This is a genomic window from Aliarcobacter cryaerophilus ATCC 43158 (assembly GCF_003660105.1).
In the GTDB taxonomy this organism is placed as follows: domain Bacteria; phylum Campylobacterota; class Campylobacteria; order Campylobacterales; family Arcobacteraceae; genus Aliarcobacter; species Aliarcobacter cryaerophilus.
Genome location: NZ_CP032823.1, coordinates 132,258 through 148,590, shown reverse-complemented (window position 1 = coordinate 148,590; position 16,333 = coordinate 132,258). Strand labels below are relative to the sequence as shown.

Below are 16,333 nucleotides of genomic sequence, written 5' to 3'. Positions count from 1 at the left end.
ACTATGTACTTTGATTGGTTAAAAAGAGATAAAGAGAAGATATTAAATAATAAAAAAGCTATACCAGTTAGTGTTGTATTAGTTGTTATAAAATCAAGACTAGAATTTGTAAATGCATTTGTTTTACCATCTATAGAAGCTAATAATCCAGCAGAAATTATTATTATAGATGATGAAGATTTATCAAATCAAGAAAAAAGAAATAAAGGGGCAAGACAAGCAACTCAGAAATATTTATTTATATGTGATGATGATGTGATAATGCCGGCTAATCATTTAAAAATATTGTATAAAACTCTTGAATATAATCAAAAATATGCTTTTGCATATACTGATTATCAAGCTATAGTAATGGATCCAGAAACTCATCCAATTGGTAAAAACTACTATCATAAAAGTAAAGAATTCTCTTTAGAAGAATTAATATTTAAAAATTATATTGATACTTGTTCGTTGGTAAAGAAAGAATTTTTCCCATATTTTGATCCTGATATTAAAAGATTTCAAGATTGGGACTTATGGCTTACAATTGCTCTTAAAGGACATCAAGGTATTTATGTTAAAGAAACTGGAATCATAAAATATTATTTAGATGAAGGAATTACATCTAAAAAATCATCTTATATTATTAGCCAAAATATAGTATTAAAGAAACATAATTTATCTAATAAATTTTATGTATCTGCAAAAAATAAAAATTCAATAGCTATACAAAATAATTTAAAAAATAAATTAGTTTTTTTTGGTGTTTCAAATTTATTTAATAATATCTTAAATGAATTCTCAAGATGTAATGTATTTCCAAATTATATCTGTGACAATGATATTAATAAACATGGGAAAGAAGTTGAATCTTATATTATTTATAATCCTGAAATATTATTTAATAAAAATGAAGAGTTTATTGTAATAATTACAAGTTCTTTTATAGATGAAATTAAATCTCAACTTAATAAATATCCTAATATAAAAGCAGTATATTCATACAATGAAATAAGCTATAAATTACAAACAGAATCCAAATTTGGAAAAATAGATGCAAATATTTAAAAAATGCACTCATCTTTTAAATAAAGAGTGTAAAGAAATTATTTCTTACAAATTAAAAAACAAAGAAAATAGTAAGTTGGTATTTTTTGGAACTTCAATTTTATTTCAAAGATTATTATATGATTTCATAAGATGTGATATATATCCAGATTATTTATGTGACAATGATATTAAAAAACATGGAAAAGAGGTTGAATCTTATATTATTCATAATCCTGAAATATTATTTAATAAAAATCAAGAGTTTATTGTAATAATTACAAGTTCTTTTATAGATGAAATTAAATCTCAACTTAATAAATATCCTAATATAAAAGCTATATATGCGTACAATGAAATAACTTATAATATTAAATATAAATTCATAGAACAAACAATTACAAAATCAATCAATAATACTATTTTAAATTTTGAAAAAAAACCTTTAATATCTATTGTATTATTTAACTATTATGAAAATATAGAGTGGTTAAATTTAGCTATTAATTCTATACAAAATCAATGGTATCAAAACTGGGAAATATGTGTAATTTGTAATACAAATAAAAATCAAAAAATAGTTGAATATCTAAAATCAATCTCTAGTAAAAGAATTAAATATTTAGAAACAAAGCCAAACTTATCTAGTACTCTAAATGAAGCTTGTAAACTATTATCAGGTGAATACTTCTCTATTGTTTACAGTCATGACCAAATTACAAATAATGCACTATATGAAGTAGTAAAAGCTATAAATGAAACAAAAGCAGATTTTATTTATAGTGATGAAGATAAAATAAATATGGATAATAATTTTTGTGAACCACATTTTAAACCAGATTTTTCTCCCGATACTTTGTTATCGTACAACTATATTAAACATTTAACTGTTATTAAAAAATCATTTATTGATATGACAAATAGCTATAATTCAGAATTAGACGGAGCATTTGAATATGATTTATATTTAAAAGTAATAGAAAAAACATCAAAAATACACCATATTCAAAAAGTTCTTTATCACTCAAGGAAAAATAAAAACTGTGATATAAATAAATTTAACAATATTAAAAGTTCTGAAAAAGAAGTTATAAAACAAGCTTTAAAAAGAAGATCCCTTAATGCAAAAGTGGAAGATGGTAAATATCCAGGAATTTATAAAATAGAATATATTTTAGATAAACAACCATTAGTTAGTATCATAATACCATTTAAAGACAAACCAGAATTACTAAAAATGTGCATAGATTCGATTCTAGATAAAACAACTTATAAAAAATTTCAAATAATTGGAATAAGCAATAATAGCCTAGAAAAAGGAATTTTTGATTTAATGAGTGAATATGAATCAAAAGATAAAAGAATTAAATTTTATGAGTTAAATATTCCTTTTAACTATTCTAAAATTAATAATTATGCTGTTGATAATTATGTTGAAGGTGAGCATATTATTTTATTAAATAATGATATAGAAATAATTTCTTCAAACTGGATAGAAGAGATGCTGATGTATTCTCAAAGAGAAGAAATAGGTTGTGTTGGAGCTAAATTATATTATCCTAATAAGAGAATTCAACATGCAGGAGTTATACTTGGAATATACGGCTGTGCTGGTCATTCACATAAGTATTATAATTATAAATCTACTGGATACTCTTTTAGACTAATTTCTGTACAAAATGTTAGTGCTGTAACTGCTGCTTGTTTAATGGTAAAAACTAAAATTTATAAAGAATTAAATGGTTTAGATGAAATTAATTTAGAAGTTGCTTTCAATGATGTAGATTTTTGTCTTAGAGCTCAAGAAAATGGTTATAGAAATATTTTTAATCCATACTGTGAAGCACATCACTACGAATCAATATCTAGAGGGAAAGATAATAATTCTTTTAAAATGAATAGATTTAAAAGAGAAGTTGAATATATAAAAAAAAGATATTCTAAAATTTTAGAAAAAGGTGATCCTTTTTATAATCCGAATTTAACATTAATAAGAGAAGATTTTAGTTTAAAATAGGGATATAGGATAATAAACAAATAAATGATTAAATTGAAAAATAGTGAAGAAAAATTGATTCTAAAATATACTAATTATCTAAATACAAACAAAAATAATAAACTTTGTATACTTTCACATTATGATAAAAATCAAGTTATTGAAAATTATGTAAAATATATGGTTAAAAAACTACATAAACTAAAATTTGATATTGTCTTTGTAAGTACATCAGAAAATATATCTTTACTTGAACTTGATAGCTTAAAAAATTATCTTCATACTAGTATCATTAGAAAAAACATAGGTTATGACTTTATATCATGGAAAACAGGACTTAGCTTTGTAAAAGATTATCAAGATTATGAAAGTATCTTACATATAAATGACAGTATATTTTTTCCTTTAGTAAATTCTAAAAAAATGTTTAAAGAAATGAATAAAAAAAAAGTTGATTTTTGGGGTATGACTGATAGTTTTAAACAAACTTATCATATAGAAAGCTTTTTTTGGGTTGTAAATCAAAAGCTTATTCAAAGTGATGTTTATAAAGATTTTTGGAATAGTTGCACCATACTTGAAGATAAAAATCAAATCATTAAAAATTATGAAATGGGTTTTGCGAATCTATTTATAAATCATGGATATAAATGTTCTGCATATATTCCCATAAAAAAAGTTTTACAAAAGTTAAAATCTTCTTTTAAAGAAAATAGCTTAGAGAACTTAGAACAAAAAAGAAGTTTTAATCTTTTTTGGGACTTAATAATAAAGAAATTCAATGCTCCTTTTATTAAAAAAAAGATTCTAATAAAGTCTCATTCAGAGTATAATCCAACTACCTTTGTATATAAAGAAATTTTAAAAAAATACACTTCTTACAATATAAATTTAATTGAAAATTATTTAAAAAAAGAAGATAAAACAAAACATCCAATAAATGAAAAAGCAAATATTTTTTTTGTAAATCTAGAAATTCTTCATAAATCAATGAAAGAGCTTAAATCTAATAAAAATTTAGTCATTTATGGATTTGGAGAAGTTGGATATCTCATTTATTCTAATCTTGAAAAAAATATAAAAAAAATAATTGATCAAAATTATATATCTTTATCAAATAGATATCAACATATTAATAAATTTCATTCTGAAAAAGATATAAGTATTAAAGATGAAATATTAATTACAGCATTTAGTAGAGAAGAAAATATCATAAGTAATTTAGAAAAAATAAATATTAAGTATAAAAAAATAATTCCAATAGATAACTTATTACCTTATAATTCATTGAAGTTTGCAAATAATATTACAAAACTTTTATACAATATAGACTCTTTATCTAGACTAAGTATAGAAAAAAAATATGAATTGTTTATATCTACATCTAGCAAAAATTTGAATAGTATTTTAAAAAATTACCTGGAAATAAGTGGTATAAAAAATATAGCTTTTGAATTGAATGAAGAGAAAAATAGTATCCAGTTTTTAATATTTAAATCAAAGAAACTACTATATAAATCGGATTTTACTTTCGTCTAAATAATCTTTTTACTCACATCAAAAGATTTTATATTACTATTCTTTTGAACTACTCTATTATCATAACTTTCAATAGAAGTATCTTTTTTAGGCTCTTTATAGTTTCCATACATAAAAGTTAAAAAATCATCAACTTTGTAAGGAAGGTAAACAAAACTATCAAAAGAATCTACTCTCTCATATCTTTCAAAATGTAAAGCTGGTGCATAAAATATTCCAGCAGATGAGTCAAGGTGAGATAATCCATCTTTTATAGTTCTTTTTTGTAAGCTAATTTCAAACTCTTTTAACATATTTAAATCACTACTTTTAAGCTCTAAACTCAAGCATACATCTTCATTTGATAGACTTATTAATTCTAATTTCCATTTTGAATATTGGTTTTTAGGTAATATCCCTTTTAATCCATTTGCTAAACTAATAAGTTGTTCAAAACTTTTAGAGTCTATAGCAAAATCTATATCATCATCCCATTTTATTAGGTCTTTATCTCTAACGATACCAAGAGCTGTTCCTGAATCTATGATTGCTATGATATTGTGATTTGATAAATACTGCGTTATTTTACACAAACTCTCTCTAGCAAATTTTAATGTTTCATCATGTTCAAATGGTTTAAAACTCTCTTTTAAACTAGATTTTTTAGGTATTTTTATTTTTTCTAAAGATATTTTTAAATCTTTAGTAAGCTGATAAGTTATACTATCTACCCACTGGCTAGTAATATAGATATTGTCAAAATCATATTTTAAAATATCTTTTGGATTAATAACTTTTAATCCTTCCAAAACACTTCCCCATCTTTTTTGATCATTATCAGCAATAGCTAAAATCTCATATTTTATTTTATTATGTTTTATAAAATTCTCTCCACCTCTACTAGCGCCAAATAATATAATTTTTTCTTTTTTATTCATCAGGTAATCCTAAATATTTATTCAACTCTTTTTTAAGTTGTGTAGTTGAAATATTTTGAGTTCTTGGTAAATAAATAACCTCGCAATAATCTTTTAGAAAATCAAATTTATCTTTCCAGTCATTTCCCATTGCAAAAATATCAACATTATATTTTTTTATATCATCAATTTTTTGTTCCCAATTTTCTTCAGCTATTACCATATCAACACACTTTAAATTTTTAACAATAAGTGCTCTTTGCTCAAAAGGAATTAAAGTCTTTTTACCCTTTATTGAGTTAAATTCATCTGTTGAAACAGCAACTATGAGTTTGTCACCCAAGCTTTTAAGCCTATTTAAAAGATTCAAATGCCCTATATGAAACATATCAAAAGTACCGTAAGTTAAAACTATTTTTTCTTTTTTCATATATTAATCTTTTCTTCTAATTTTCTTAAATCTATCACTAAAATTTGTTTTATCAACTAAATTTACCTTTGTAGGTATTTTATAAGCATCCAATCTATCTTTACAAAAAATTCTTACTCTTTTTTTGATATTTTCAACTTCAAAATTTAAAACCACATCACAAACAACGGTTTGCCCTGTAATTACATTTTGCTCACCATAAACCATACAATCATCAACTTCTTCCATAGATAAAATCACCGATTCCACCTCAGCTGGAAGTACTTTTTGACCACCTACATTTATAATCTCTTTAGCTCTTCCGATAATTTTTATATATTCACCTTCAACCTCAACCAAATCACCAGTTTTAAACCAACCATCAGCTGTAAAACTATCCATTGAAGCATTTAAATATCCTAAAACTTGAGTAGAACTTCTAAGATACAACTCATTTTCAACTATCTTATACTCACTATTTATATCTTCAAGTTTCATAAATAAAGAGTTTGATGATTTTGAACTAGTAGTGCTAATTCCTGTTTCACTTGTACCAAATGTTTGTAGAAATTTTACTTTTGGAAAAACTTCTTTTAGTTTTAAAAGAAGTGATTGGGGCATTGTTTCAGTACCATATGTAATCATTCTCAATGAACTTAAATCATAGTTTTTATACTCTTCAGATATTAAAATCAAATTCAAAAAAGTAGGACTACTTGGAAGAACCATAATTTTATATTTTTCTATAAGTTCACAAATAGTTTTTGCATCTTTTATTTTTGGAATAATCAAACAAGCTCCCATAAATAAAGCATTAAATACTGTATTTAATCCACCAATATGGTCAAACATCAAAAAAACCAACATATTCATAGATTTAGTTTTTTTATCTTTATAAGAGTCTATAAGAGTATCAAGATTGTGTATCATAGCTTTTGGTTTTCCTGTGCTTCCACTTGAAAAAAGAATAAGTCCTGAACTATTTTTTACTCTTAAATTATCTATCATATTATGAGAAGATATATTATCTATATCTTTAACTATAAGATTTTTTTCATCTATTTTTATAAGAATTTGACAAAAAGACTCTTTTATAAAATCATCTTGAACTTTTTTTATATTTGAAGTAATTGGTACAATTATATTTTTATTTTCATATAAAGCAAAAAATAGTGCTAAATTATAAAAAGAGTAATCACCTAAAATTGCGACAACTTTTGAAAATATTTTATTTTTATTCAAAATATTTTTATACTCTTCAATCTGCTTTACAAACTCTTCATAAGTGTAAATTGTATTTTCAAAAACTATTGCATTTTTAGAATTAAAACTTTTTAATTTTTCTAGCATAAAACTCATTAGTTATTAACTCCACCAAGATATATTATTTGTCCTGTTATAAAACTACTTTTATCATCAATAAAAAAATTACAAACATTTATAATATCATCAAATGTTCCAAATCTTTTAATCGTTTGCTTATTTAACAAATCTTCAATTTTATCTTTTGGAACAGCTTTGATTAAATCAGTTTGTATTGGAGTTGGTCCAATCGCATTTACTGTTATATTAAAAGGGCTTAACTCCTTTGAAGAAGTTTGAGTAAAACTCTCAATTGCAGCTTTACTTGCTGCATAAACAGCTTCACCTTCAAGTCTAAGTGGTTTTGCAACAGTTGAGAAATTTATTACTCTTCCATATTTTTCTTTCATCATAACTTTTGCTACTTCTCTAGTAAATAGAAAAGTTCCTAAAAAATTTGTATTAAAAAGTTTTGATATAGATTCATTTGAAGTTGTAAGAATATGATTCATAGATGCAATACCAGCATTGTTTATAAGAATATCTATTGTTCCAAACTCTTTTTTTATAGCTCTTACCATACTTACAATATTTTTTTCATCTGTAATATCTAGCTCAAAGTGTCTATAATTTGGATGTTCTATTAAACTAATGCTTCTACTACAACCAGCAACTATGAAATCTTTATTTAGATAATAAAGAGCCAAAGCTTTTCCTATTCCTTTTGAAGTTCCAGTTATAACTACTACTTTGTTCATTAGTTTTCCAATAAACTTTTTATATAAGAAGTTAGACTCTCAATATTTCTAAAAGGTGAAGTTTTTGCACTCATAGCTTTTTCATCAGCTAAGACAATATCTTTTTCAAATTCATCTGAAATTTTATCTTCTAAATCAGCTATAAAACTAACAAGTGCTAAAGAGTCCATTGCTCCATCTATACCATAAAGTTTTGTTTTTGAATTTGGATTTAAAAATGCCTCATTTTCTAACTCTTCATTTAACTCTTTTAAAGTATCTATTATAATTTTTTCAATTTTTTCTTGCATCTCTTCCTAACTATTCAAAGTAATACTCAATTTTATCTAAATATCTTTTAATTGGTTTTAGTAATCTTGATTTTTTACTATTTTCCCAAATTTCTTTTGATAGTTTCAAATAAAAATACTCTTCATCCTCTTTAAAAATTTCAAATCCAAAATTTTTGTTAAAATTTAATGCTTGAATATTTTTTATTTTAACAAAGGAGTTTACATCTTCACTGAATTTAGAAAAAATAAAATCTAAAAAAAGATATGTTACACAAGATTTTATAATAGGATTTGCTTCTTCTTTAAAATATAATCCCCAAATTAGCTCTTCATTTTTTATAATATTTAAAGAACCAATTAATTCATTATCAAAAAATATAGCAAAATAGGTTTTGTTCTTGCTATCTTTTAATGACTCTATAAATACAATATGATTCTCTAAACTTATTGGCTCACTATTAATCATATTTTCTCTTACATACTCTTTATTTCTAAGCTCTAAAATATCTTTTTTCTCTATATCGTTTAAAAAGATAAAATTCTTAAAAACTATTTTCAACTCTACTTCCAAATTTATAATCTTTTTTTGCCTTTTTACCTAAAATATCTTTTAAATATTTTGGATGAAGTCCATAAAAAGGTCTTACACTTTTTATATTATCTTCACTAAAAACTTCGCCCTCTTTTATATCTTTTGATACATACAAACTTCTTGCAAAACGACGCTGTTTTTCTCTTTTTTCATTTAAACTATAATCAACTCTTCCAATTAACTTTTCACTATCTCTAACAGCTTTTATCATCTCTTCAAACTCTTTTTTATCTAAAGAAAAATCAGCATCTGCTCCACCTATATTTTTATCCAAAATAAAATGCTTCTCTATTACTTTTGCACCCAAAGTAACTGCAACAACAGGAGCAATATACCCCATAGTATGATCAGAAAATCCAACCTCAACACCAAAAGTATCTTTCATATTTGGTATTGTTTTTAAATTTGCTTCATTTAGCTTTGCTGGATATTCACTTGTGCATTTTAGAAGAATAATATTTTCATTTCCAACACTTCTACAAATATCTACAACATCTTGTATCTCATCAATAGTTGCAATTCCTGTGCTTATAATTATAGGTTTCATTTTTGAAGCTGTATATCTTACAAGCTTATAGTCAGTTATTTCAAAAGAGGCCATTTTGTATGCACTTGGATTAAATTGCTCAATAAAATCAACAGCACTTTTATCAAAAGGTGTTGAAAATATATCGATATTTATGCTTCTTGCATAATCAAACAACTCTTTGTGCCATTCCCAAGGAGTATATGACTGTTCATAAAGTTCATAAAGATTTTTTCCATCCCAAAGTGTTCCACCGTCTATCATAAAATCAGGATTTTTACTATTTAATGTTATGGTATCAGCCGTATATGTCTGAAGCTTTATTGCATTTGCACCAATCTCTTTTGCAGCTTTTATTGTATCAAGTGCAGTTTGCAAACTTCCATTATGGTTTGCGCTAAGCTCTGCAATTATATAAACTCCATCTTTTTCTAAATCAAAATTTCCTATTTTCATATTTACCTCTTTAAAAATAGTTTTAAATATTTCTTTAACTTTTGTTTATCAAAATTTTTTATAGTTTGATAACCTCTTTTCTTCAAGTACTTATACATTTGCCTTTGATTTTTAGCTGTTTTTATAGCAATCATAGGTAAATCTAAATAAAAAATCTCATTAGCTGTTACACTAGGTGTTACAATAGAAAAATCAGATTGACTCATTAGTTTTGCCACTTCATTTGAATTTATGTATAAATTTATCCACTTCTTATTTTTACAATAATCTTTTAGCTTTTCTAAATTTTTATTTGCTATTGTAGTTACTAAATTTACTTGTAAATCTTTTTTAAACTTTCCTATTAATTTTAAAATCTTTATATTTAAATTTTTATGATCTGCTCCACCTAAGCTCAAAAATATTGTTTTTTTCTTTTTCTTAATTATTTTTTTGTTTTTTTTAGCTTCTAAAAATTCATCTCTTAAAAGTGTATATCTACTTCCACATCTTAATTCACAATTTTTTTGTACCTTATTTTTATATTTTTTTTCATCTGCATAGATATTATGATTTAATAAAATATCACAAAAATGTTTTTCATAAGTATCATCTAAAACAAAAGTTTTTAAACTTAAATTTTGTTCTTTTAATTTTTTCTCAAAACTATAATCTATCTCATAATTATCAATTATTATCATATCAATATTTAGTTTTTTGATTAATTCATTTAACTCTTCAAAATCATTTGATTTTAAAAGCTCTATTTTATAACCAGCTTCAATGATTTTATAATTTATATTTCCATCTAAATTTTGTGTAGCAAATATTACATTGTATTTTTTAAACTCTTTTACAAGAACCAAATCTCTCATAATATGCCCAGTTCCAATATATGAAGATGAATCAGCTCTTATTACAATATTCATTACAATTCTCTTTTTATAGCTTCATACATAAATTCAGCTCTAATCCAATCTTCTAAAGTATCTATATCTTGAACTAAATGTCTTGGAAGAACTATTGGAATACTATCTTTACCAAATATAATATCATCTGATTTTATATTTAAATTTGTCCAGTAAAACTGTCCAGCATCTTGAAAAGCCTCTTCTAAATCTTGACTTCGTTTAGAAAAATTCTCAGGACAAAACATTTCACATCTATTGTTTTTTGTTATTTTAAAAGTTCTTTGGATTGGAAATGGCATAGATGTACATGAAAAAGCATTTCTTGCATTTGAGTTTTTTAGTTTAAGAAAGCCTTCTTTTAAATATTTTTCTTGTAAAAAAGGAGCTGTTGCATAGATTGTACAAACAAAATCTATTTTTTCACCAATTTGTTTTAAAAATTCTATTGCATGATTTACAACAGCACCAGTACCTGTAAAATCATCACTTATCTCTTTTGGTCTTAAAAATGGAACATCTGCTCCAAAACTTTTTGCAATTTTAGCTATTTCTTCATCATCTGTTGAAACAATTACTTTAGAAAAGAGTTTTGATTTAATAGCAGCTTCAATGCTATAAGCAATAAGTGGCTTTCCATGAAAATCTTTGATATTTTTTTTAGGAATTCTTTTACTTCCACCTCGTGCAGGAATTATTGCAACACAATTAAGCATTTAAAACCTCAAACAGAGTTTTTATAACATACTCTTGCTCTTCATCTCTCAAGCTTGTATATATAGGTAAAGAGAAACACTCTTCATAAAACTTCTCCATAATAGGTGTTATCTCATCTCCATACCCTAAAGATTTATAATATGGTTGCTTATTTATAGGAATATAATGAAGTTGTAATCCAATATTTTTTTCTCTCATTTTATTAAAAAGCTCTATTTTTGAGATACTTAAATTACTAAAATCAACTTTTACAACATATAGATGATAAGAAGAGTTTCCATTAAAAACATATATTGGTTTTACGACACTATTTAAAAAAGATTTATCATATTTTAAAGCTATCTCTCTTCTTCTTTTTATAAAACTATCTAGTTTTTTTAATTGGCTAATTCCCAAAGCACACTGCATATCTGTAATTCTATAATTATATCCCAAAGAGTGCATCTCATAATACCAAGGAGCTACTTCTGGTAATCTTTTTATCCCATGAGCTCTTAACTCTAAAAGTTTTTCATAAAGCTCTTTAGAGTTTGTAGTAACGGCACCACCTTCACCAGTTGTTATATGTTTTACTGGATGAAAAGATAAGATACTACAATCACTATTTTCACAGCTTCCAGCTTTTATACCATCAAAACTAGCTCCTAAACTGTGAGCACAATCCTCTAGAATTTTTATATTGTAAGTCTCTTTTAAATATTTTAATTTTTTCTGATTTACTGGATTTCCTGAAAAATGAACTACATATATAGCTTTTATAGAAGAGTCTTTTTTAAGCTCCTCTTCACACAAATCTAAATCTATATTTCCATCTTCTTGTATGTCTACAAATATTGGTTTAGCTTCTACATACAAAATTGAATTTGAAGTTGCTAAAAAAGAGTTAGCAGTTGTAAGAACTTTATCACCTTTATTTAGAAGTACAAGCGAAGCTAAATGCAAAGCAGCTGTTCCATTTGCTACGGCTACGCAATATTTTGCACCTGTATATTTGCAAAGTTCAGCTTCAAACTCCTCAATCTTTGGACCAGTTGTAAGATATGGTGATTTTAATACTTCAATAACACTTTTTATATCATCTTCATCAATAGTCTGTTTTCCATAAGGAATAAAATCCATCATACTTTGTAAACCATTTTTAAAAACTCTTCACTACTTAACAACTGCTTATTATTCCCAGAGTTATACTCAAACCCTTGAGCTACTGGAACTCCAATCTCTCCTAAAAGGTTTTTAGAAAAATCAGATCCACTTGTAAATTTAATAGTTGGTTTTATTACATAATGATTTTCAAACTCTAAAGTTAAGTGACTATCATCTGCTGGGCACATAATCTCATGAAGTTTTTCACCAGGTCTAATTCCAATAATCTTATGAGGTAAATTTGGAGCTAAAGCTTTTGCCATATCAACTATTTTCATAGATGGAATTTTTGGAATAAATATCTCCCCACCTTGCATTCTTTCAAAGTTTTTTAAAACAAAATTCACTCCATCTTCAAGTGTTATAAAAAATCTTGTCATCTTATCATCTGTTATTGGAAGTTCTTTTGCTCCTTCATTTATTAATTTTTTAAAAAAAGGTACCACAGAACCCCTGCTTCCTACAACATTTCCATATCTTACAACAGAAAATTTTATATCACTTTTTCCAACTAAATTATTTGCTGCAACAAAAAGTTTATCGCTAGCCAATTTTGTAGCACCATAAAGATTTACAGGATTTGCAGCCTTATCAGTTGATAGTGCTATTACTCTTTTTACACTATTTTCTAATGCTGCTTCAATTACATTTTGAGCACCATCTATATTTGTTTTAATACACTCCATAGGATTGTATTCAGCTATTGGAACATGTTTTAGTGCAGCTGCATGAATTATAAAGTCAACATCTTTAGTAGCTTGTTTTAATCTTTGATTATCTCTTACATCTCCAATAAAATATCTCATACATTTAGCATTGAACTCTTGAGCCATCTCATACTGTTTTAACTCGTCTCTACTAAAAATAATTACCTTATTTGGTTTATATTTTTTTAACAAAATCTCAGTATATTTTTTACCAAAACTACCAGTTCCACCAGTTATAAGTATATTTTTTCCGTTGAACATATTTTTGCCTCAAGTATAAATTAGTTTTTATTTTATCGAAAATTGGATTTATTTAATATTTTATTAAATTATGCAATAATAGATTTATATTTTTAGAGGAAAAAAAATGATTGAAGTTATTCCTGATGATATTTTAAAAATACAAAAAAAACTAGCAAGTTTTGAAAAAGACTCAAGAAATTACAAAAAATATACAAAGATATTAGCAAAACATATAAAAACTCATACTATGCAAAAAAGAGTAAAGTCTCATATAAAAGTGATTGAAACAGTACAAACTTTAAATGAAGAGTAAAAATATTGCAATTTGACATATTTTTAATAACTTTTAAAAATTTGTGCTAAGATTTCAAAATAAACAAACAAAAGAAAACTAAAAAAGGAAATCAAATGGATGAAAATCAAAAAAAATCATTAGAACTAGCAATTAAACAAATAGACAAAGCTTTTGGAAAAGGAACACTTATTAGACTTGGAGATAAAGAGGTAATTCCAACTGAAGCTATTAGTACAGGTTCTCTTGGTCTTGACTTAGCTCTTGGAGTTGGAGGATTGCCAAAAGGAAGAGTTATTGAAATATATGGACCTGAAAGTTCTGGAAAAACAACTTTAACTCTTCACGCAATTGCAGAAGCTCAAAAAGCAGGAGGTGTATGTGCATTTATTGATGCAGAGCATGCTTTAGATGTAGGATATGCAAAAAATTTAGGTGTTGATACTGATAATTTACTTGTTTCTCAACCAGATTTTGGAGAACAAGCTTTAGAAATACTTGAAACTGTTATTAGAAGTGGAGCTGTTGATTTAGTTGTAATTGATTCAGTTGCAGCACTTACTCCAAAAGTAGAAATTGATGGTGATATGGATGACCAACAAGTTGGTGTTCAAGCTAGACTTATGAGTAAGGCTTTAAGAAAAATTACTGGACTTTTAAGCAAAATGAACTGTACAGTTATTTTTATTAATCAAATAAGAATGAAAATTGGAATGACTGGATATGGAAGTCCTGAAACAACAACAGGTGGAAATGCACTTAAATTTTACTCAAGCGTAAGACTAGATATTAGAAGAATTGCAACACTAAAACAAGGTGAAAATTCTATTGGAAATAGAGCAAAAGTTAAAGTTGTAAAAAATAAAGTTGCAGCTCCATTTAAACAAGCTGAGTTTGATATTATGTTTGGAGAGGGTATTTCTAAAACAGGAGAGCTTGTTGATTACGGTGTTAAACTTGATATTATCGACAAAGCTGGAGCTTGGTTTAGTTATGGTGATACAAAAATAGGTCAAGGAAGAGAAAATTCAAAAATTTTCTTAAGAGATAATCCAGCTATTGCAAAAGAGATAGAAGATAGAATTTTAAACTCAATGGGAATAAATGATGCAATAATCACAGGAACTATAGAAAGTGAAGATGACGCATCTTCTTTAGATGACTAATTTTTATAAAATAAAAAATTAATCAAATAAATAAAGGCTTAAAGCCCTTATTTATTGATGACAAGCAAAAGCTATTTCATATCCTAAAGCTGTAACAGCTTTTATATCATCTTCAGCACTTGCTCCTCCAGTTGTCAAATAATCTCCAACAACTAAAGCATTTGCACCATGTTTAAATACATCGTACTGATTTTCTCCAAACATCAACTCTCTACCACCTGCAATCATTAACATTTGATTTGGTAAATAACTTCTTGTTAATTCAACTAATTTAAAAGCTTCCTCTTTTGATAAAGGATTCTTTACCAAAGGAAGTGCTTCATTTGGATGAAAAAAGTTAATTGGTACAGACATTGGCTCTAAAGAAGCAATTGATTCAAGCATAGAAACTCTGTTAGCTTGTGTTTCTCCAAGACCAAAAATTCCACCTGTACATAAATATAATCCAGCTTTTTTTGCATCCAAACAAGTGTTATATCTATCATCCCATGAATGAGTTGTACAAATTTCACTATAAAACTCTCTTGCCGTTTCAAGATTGTGGTTGTAATTTTCAATTCCATGTTTTTTTAACTCTTTTAACTGCTCATAAGTTGCAATTCCATTACAAGCAATTAAAGAAATATCTGGAACGGCTTTATGTACAGCATCAGCAGCTCTACAAACATAATCTAATCTTTTATCATCAAGCCCTGTTCCAGCTGTTACCAAACAAAACCCAACAGCTTTGTTTTCTCTAGCTTTTTTTGCTTCTATTACTATTTCTTCAATCTCTTTTCTTCTATATCTTTGTATATCTGCTTTATATTTTACACTTTGTGTACAAAATTTACAATCTTCATTACAAGTTCCGCTTTCAATATTTGAAATTGCACATAAATATATTTGATTACTGCTCATATCTAAACTCTTCTTTCATAAAATTATTTTCATCTATTTTTTTAAAAAATCTTGTGATTATATACTCATTTGGATTAATCTGTAGTTTTACACACGAAATTATTGGCTTTTCTCTAGCGCATATCTCTCCTGGATTTATAAAAAGTTTTTTATTTTTATATTGACAATCAAATTGATGAGTATGTCCAAAAATAATAATATCCGTATCGGGATATAGGTGAAATGGCAAGTGCATAAGTTTAAAAGTACTATCTGCAATTTTGAAATAATATGGCTCTTTTTTTATATTATACTCTGGCGACAATTCAAATAAATCTCTATCATTGTTTCCAAAAACTGCAACATATTTTAAATTTGAATTTTTCAAAATCTCCAAACCAACTTTTGAGCAAATATCTCCAGCATGGATTAAATATTCACAATCCTCTTTTTTTAAAAATTCTATACACTCTTTTAGATAGTCATTTTTATGGTGACTATCTGATAAAATTCCTATTTTCAAG

The 16,333-nt window shown here is 25.7% G+C and carries 18 protein-coding genes; 5 read left to right on the top strand and 13 right to left on the bottom strand.

All coding sequences use genetic code 11. From position 1 onward, the window contains the following. Positions 1–3: 3 nt before the first annotated feature. From ACRYA_RS00690 to ACRYA_RS00680, 3 genes are read left to right on the top strand one after another with little or no spacing between them, the layout of a single operon-like run. On the top strand, positions 4–1,050 hold the full coding sequence (locus tag ACRYA_RS00690; protein WP_105917074.1) for a glycosyltransferase: 1,047 nt from the start codon (positions 4–6) through the stop codon (positions 1,048–1,050). Beyond that, positions 1,037–3,046: a glycosyltransferase family 2 protein gene (locus ACRYA_RS00685; RefSeq protein WP_105917072.1), complete on the top strand. Its 2,010-nt coding sequence runs from the start codon at positions 1,037–1,039 to the stop codon at positions 3,044–3,046. The genes ACRYA_RS00690 and ACRYA_RS00685 overlap by 14 nt, the downstream gene beginning before the upstream one ends. Before the next feature lie 33 nt (positions 3,047–3,079). Then, the gene (locus ACRYA_RS00680; protein WP_170144467.1) at positions 3,080–4,564 is read left to right on the top strand and encodes a rhamnan synthesis F family protein; all 1,485 of its coding nucleotides are present in this window, start codon (positions 3,080–3,082) and stop codon (positions 4,562–4,564) included. Here ACRYA_RS00680 and ACRYA_RS00675 read toward each other — a convergent pair. The 11 genes from ACRYA_RS00675 to pseB are packed head-to-tail and all read right to left on the bottom strand — an operon-like array spanning position 4,561 to position 13,490. Beyond that, entirely contained in the window at positions 4,561–5,481 is a 921-nt protein-coding gene (locus ACRYA_RS00675; protein WP_105918017.1) for a LicD family protein, read from the bottom strand. The genes ACRYA_RS00680 and ACRYA_RS00675 overlap by 4 nt on opposite strands. Next, positions 5,474–5,890 (bottom strand): glycerol-3-phosphate cytidylyltransferase, encoded by a 417-nt coding sequence (tagD, locus tag ACRYA_RS00670; protein ID WP_105918018.1) that lies wholly within the window; start codon positions 5,888–5,890, stop codon positions 5,474–5,476. The genes ACRYA_RS00675 and tagD overlap by 8 nt, the downstream gene beginning before the upstream one ends. Before the next feature lie 3 nt (positions 5,891–5,893). Then, positions 5,894–7,219, bottom strand: coding sequence for an ANL family adenylate-forming protein (locus ACRYA_RS00665; RefSeq protein ID WP_207796777.1), 1,326 nt, complete (start codon positions 7,217–7,219; stop codon positions 5,894–5,896). 8 nt (positions 7,220–7,227) lie between these two features. Beyond that, positions 7,228–7,929: an SDR family NAD(P)-dependent oxidoreductase gene (locus ACRYA_RS00660; protein ID WP_105918020.1), complete on the bottom strand. Its 702-nt coding sequence runs from the start codon at positions 7,927–7,929 to the stop codon at positions 7,228–7,230. Beyond that, positions 7,929–8,219, bottom strand: coding sequence for a hypothetical protein (locus tag ACRYA_RS00655; protein WP_105918021.1), 291 nt, complete (start codon positions 8,217–8,219; stop codon positions 7,929–7,931). Before ACRYA_RS00655 ends, ACRYA_RS00660 begins: the two co-directional genes overlap by 1 nt. A 10-nt stretch (positions 8,220–8,229) precedes the next feature. Next, complete coding sequence (locus ACRYA_RS00650) at positions 8,230–8,760, bottom strand: hypothetical protein (RefSeq protein ID WP_105918022.1); 531 nt, start codon at positions 8,758–8,760, stop codon at positions 8,230–8,232. Beyond that, positions 8,744–9,775, bottom strand: coding sequence for a pseudaminic acid synthase (gene pseI / locus ACRYA_RS00645; RefSeq protein ID WP_105918023.1), 1,032 nt, complete (start codon positions 9,773–9,775; stop codon positions 8,744–8,746). The genes ACRYA_RS00650 and pseI overlap by 17 nt, the downstream gene beginning before the upstream one ends. Before the next feature lie 2 nt (positions 9,776–9,777). After that, complete coding sequence (gene pseG / locus ACRYA_RS00640; protein WP_105918024.1) at positions 9,778–10,683, bottom strand: UDP-2,4-diacetamido-2,4,6-trideoxy-beta-L-altropyranose hydrolase; 906 nt, start codon at positions 10,681–10,683, stop codon at positions 9,778–9,780. Next, positions 10,683–11,378: a pseudaminic acid cytidylyltransferase gene (pseF, locus tag ACRYA_RS00635; protein WP_105918025.1), complete on the bottom strand. Its 696-nt coding sequence runs from the start codon at positions 11,376–11,378 to the stop codon at positions 10,683–10,685. The genes pseG and pseF overlap by 1 nt, the downstream gene beginning before the upstream one ends. Further along, a complete protein-coding gene (gene pseC, locus ACRYA_RS00630; protein ID WP_105918026.1) occupies positions 11,371–12,501 on the bottom strand; it encodes a UDP-4-amino-4,6-dideoxy-N-acetyl-beta-L-altrosamine transaminase in 1,131 nt (376 codons plus the stop codon). The genes pseF and pseC overlap by 8 nt, the downstream gene beginning before the upstream one ends. Further along, positions 12,498–13,490, bottom strand: a complete 993-nt coding sequence (pseB, locus tag ACRYA_RS00625; RefSeq protein ID WP_105918027.1) for a UDP-N-acetylglucosamine 4,6-dehydratase (inverting) — start codon at positions 13,488–13,490, stop codon at positions 12,498–12,500. The genes pseC and pseB overlap by 4 nt, the downstream gene beginning before the upstream one ends. A 106-nt stretch (positions 13,491–13,596) precedes the next feature. On the opposite strand from pseB, the gene ACRYA_RS00620 reads away from it, so the two are divergent. Together ACRYA_RS00620 and recA are read left to right on the top strand one after the other, a co-directional pair. Further along, on the top strand, positions 13,597–13,785 hold the full coding sequence (locus ACRYA_RS00620) for a hypothetical protein (protein WP_105918028.1): 189 nt from the start codon (positions 13,597–13,599) through the stop codon (positions 13,783–13,785). 95 nt (positions 13,786–13,880) lie between these two features. After that, on the top strand, positions 13,881–14,930 hold the full coding sequence (gene recA / locus ACRYA_RS00615) for a recombinase RecA (protein WP_105918029.1): 1,050 nt from the start codon (positions 13,881–13,883) through the stop codon (positions 14,928–14,930). 51 nt (positions 14,931–14,981) lie between these two features. Here recA and ACRYA_RS00610 read toward each other — a convergent pair whose 3' ends face one another. Beyond that, complete coding sequence (locus ACRYA_RS00610) at positions 14,982–15,830, bottom strand: biotin synthase (protein ID WP_105918030.1); 849 nt, start codon at positions 15,828–15,830, stop codon at positions 14,982–14,984. After that, positions 15,820–16,332, bottom strand: a complete 513-nt coding sequence (locus ACRYA_RS00605; RefSeq protein ID WP_105918031.1) for a YfcE family phosphodiesterase — start codon at positions 16,330–16,332, stop codon at positions 15,820–15,822. Before ACRYA_RS00605 ends, ACRYA_RS00610 begins: the two co-directional genes overlap by 11 nt. Between the last annotated feature and the right edge of the window lies 1 nt (position 16,333).

What these genes read in the sequence shown, in the direction of transcription:
- ACRYA_RS00690 (WP_105917074.1), top strand. Translation starts at nt 4, where the DNA reads ATGTACTTTGATTGGTTAAAAAGAGATAAAGAGAAGATATTAAATAAT.
- ACRYA_RS00685 (WP_105917072.1), top strand. Translation starts at nt 1,037, where the DNA reads ATGCAAATATTTAAAAAATGCACTCATCTTTTAAATAAAGAGTGTAAA.
- ACRYA_RS00675 (WP_105918017.1), bottom strand. Translation starts at nt 5,481, where the DNA reads ATGAATAAAAAAGAAAAAATTATATTATTTGGCGCTAGTAGAGGTGGA.
- tagD (WP_105918018.1), bottom strand. Translation starts at nt 5,890, where the DNA reads ATGAAAAAAGAAAAAATAGTTTTAACTTACGGTACTTTTGATATGTTT.
- ACRYA_RS00665 (WP_207796777.1), bottom strand. Translation starts at nt 7,219, where the DNA reads ATGCTAGAAAAATTAAAAAGTTTTAATTCTAAAAATGCAATAGTTTTT.
- ACRYA_RS00660 (WP_105918020.1), bottom strand. Translation starts at nt 7,929, where the DNA reads ATGAACAAAGTAGTAGTTATAACTGGAACTTCAAAAGGAATAGGAAAA.
- ACRYA_RS00655 (WP_105918021.1), bottom strand. Translation starts at nt 8,219, where the DNA reads ATGCAAGAAAAAATTGAAAAAATTATAATAGATACTTTAAAAGAGTTA.
- pseI (WP_105918023.1), bottom strand. Translation starts at nt 9,775, where the DNA reads ATGAAAATAGGAAATTTTGATTTAGAAAAAGATGGAGTTTATATAATT.
- pseG (WP_105918024.1), bottom strand. Translation starts at nt 10,683, where the DNA reads ATGAATATTGTAATAAGAGCTGATTCATCTTCATATATTGGAACTGGG.
- pseF (WP_105918025.1), bottom strand. Translation starts at nt 11,378, where the DNA reads ATGCTTAATTGTGTTGCAATAATTCCTGCACGAGGTGGAAGTAAAAGA.
- pseC (WP_105918026.1), bottom strand. Translation starts at nt 12,501, where the DNA reads ATGATGGATTTTATTCCTTATGGAAAACAGACTATTGATGAAGATGAT.
- pseB (WP_105918027.1), bottom strand. Translation starts at nt 13,490, where the DNA reads ATGTTCAACGGAAAAAATATACTTATAACTGGTGGAACTGGTAGTTTT.
- ACRYA_RS00620 (WP_105918028.1), top strand. Translation starts at nt 13,597, where the DNA reads ATGATTGAAGTTATTCCTGATGATATTTTAAAAATACAAAAAAAACTA.
- recA (WP_105918029.1), top strand. Translation starts at nt 13,881, where the DNA reads ATGGATGAAAATCAAAAAAAATCATTAGAACTAGCAATTAAACAAATA.
- ACRYA_RS00610 (WP_105918030.1), bottom strand. Translation starts at nt 15,830, where the DNA reads ATGAGCAGTAATCAAATATATTTATGTGCAATTTCAAATATTGAAAGC.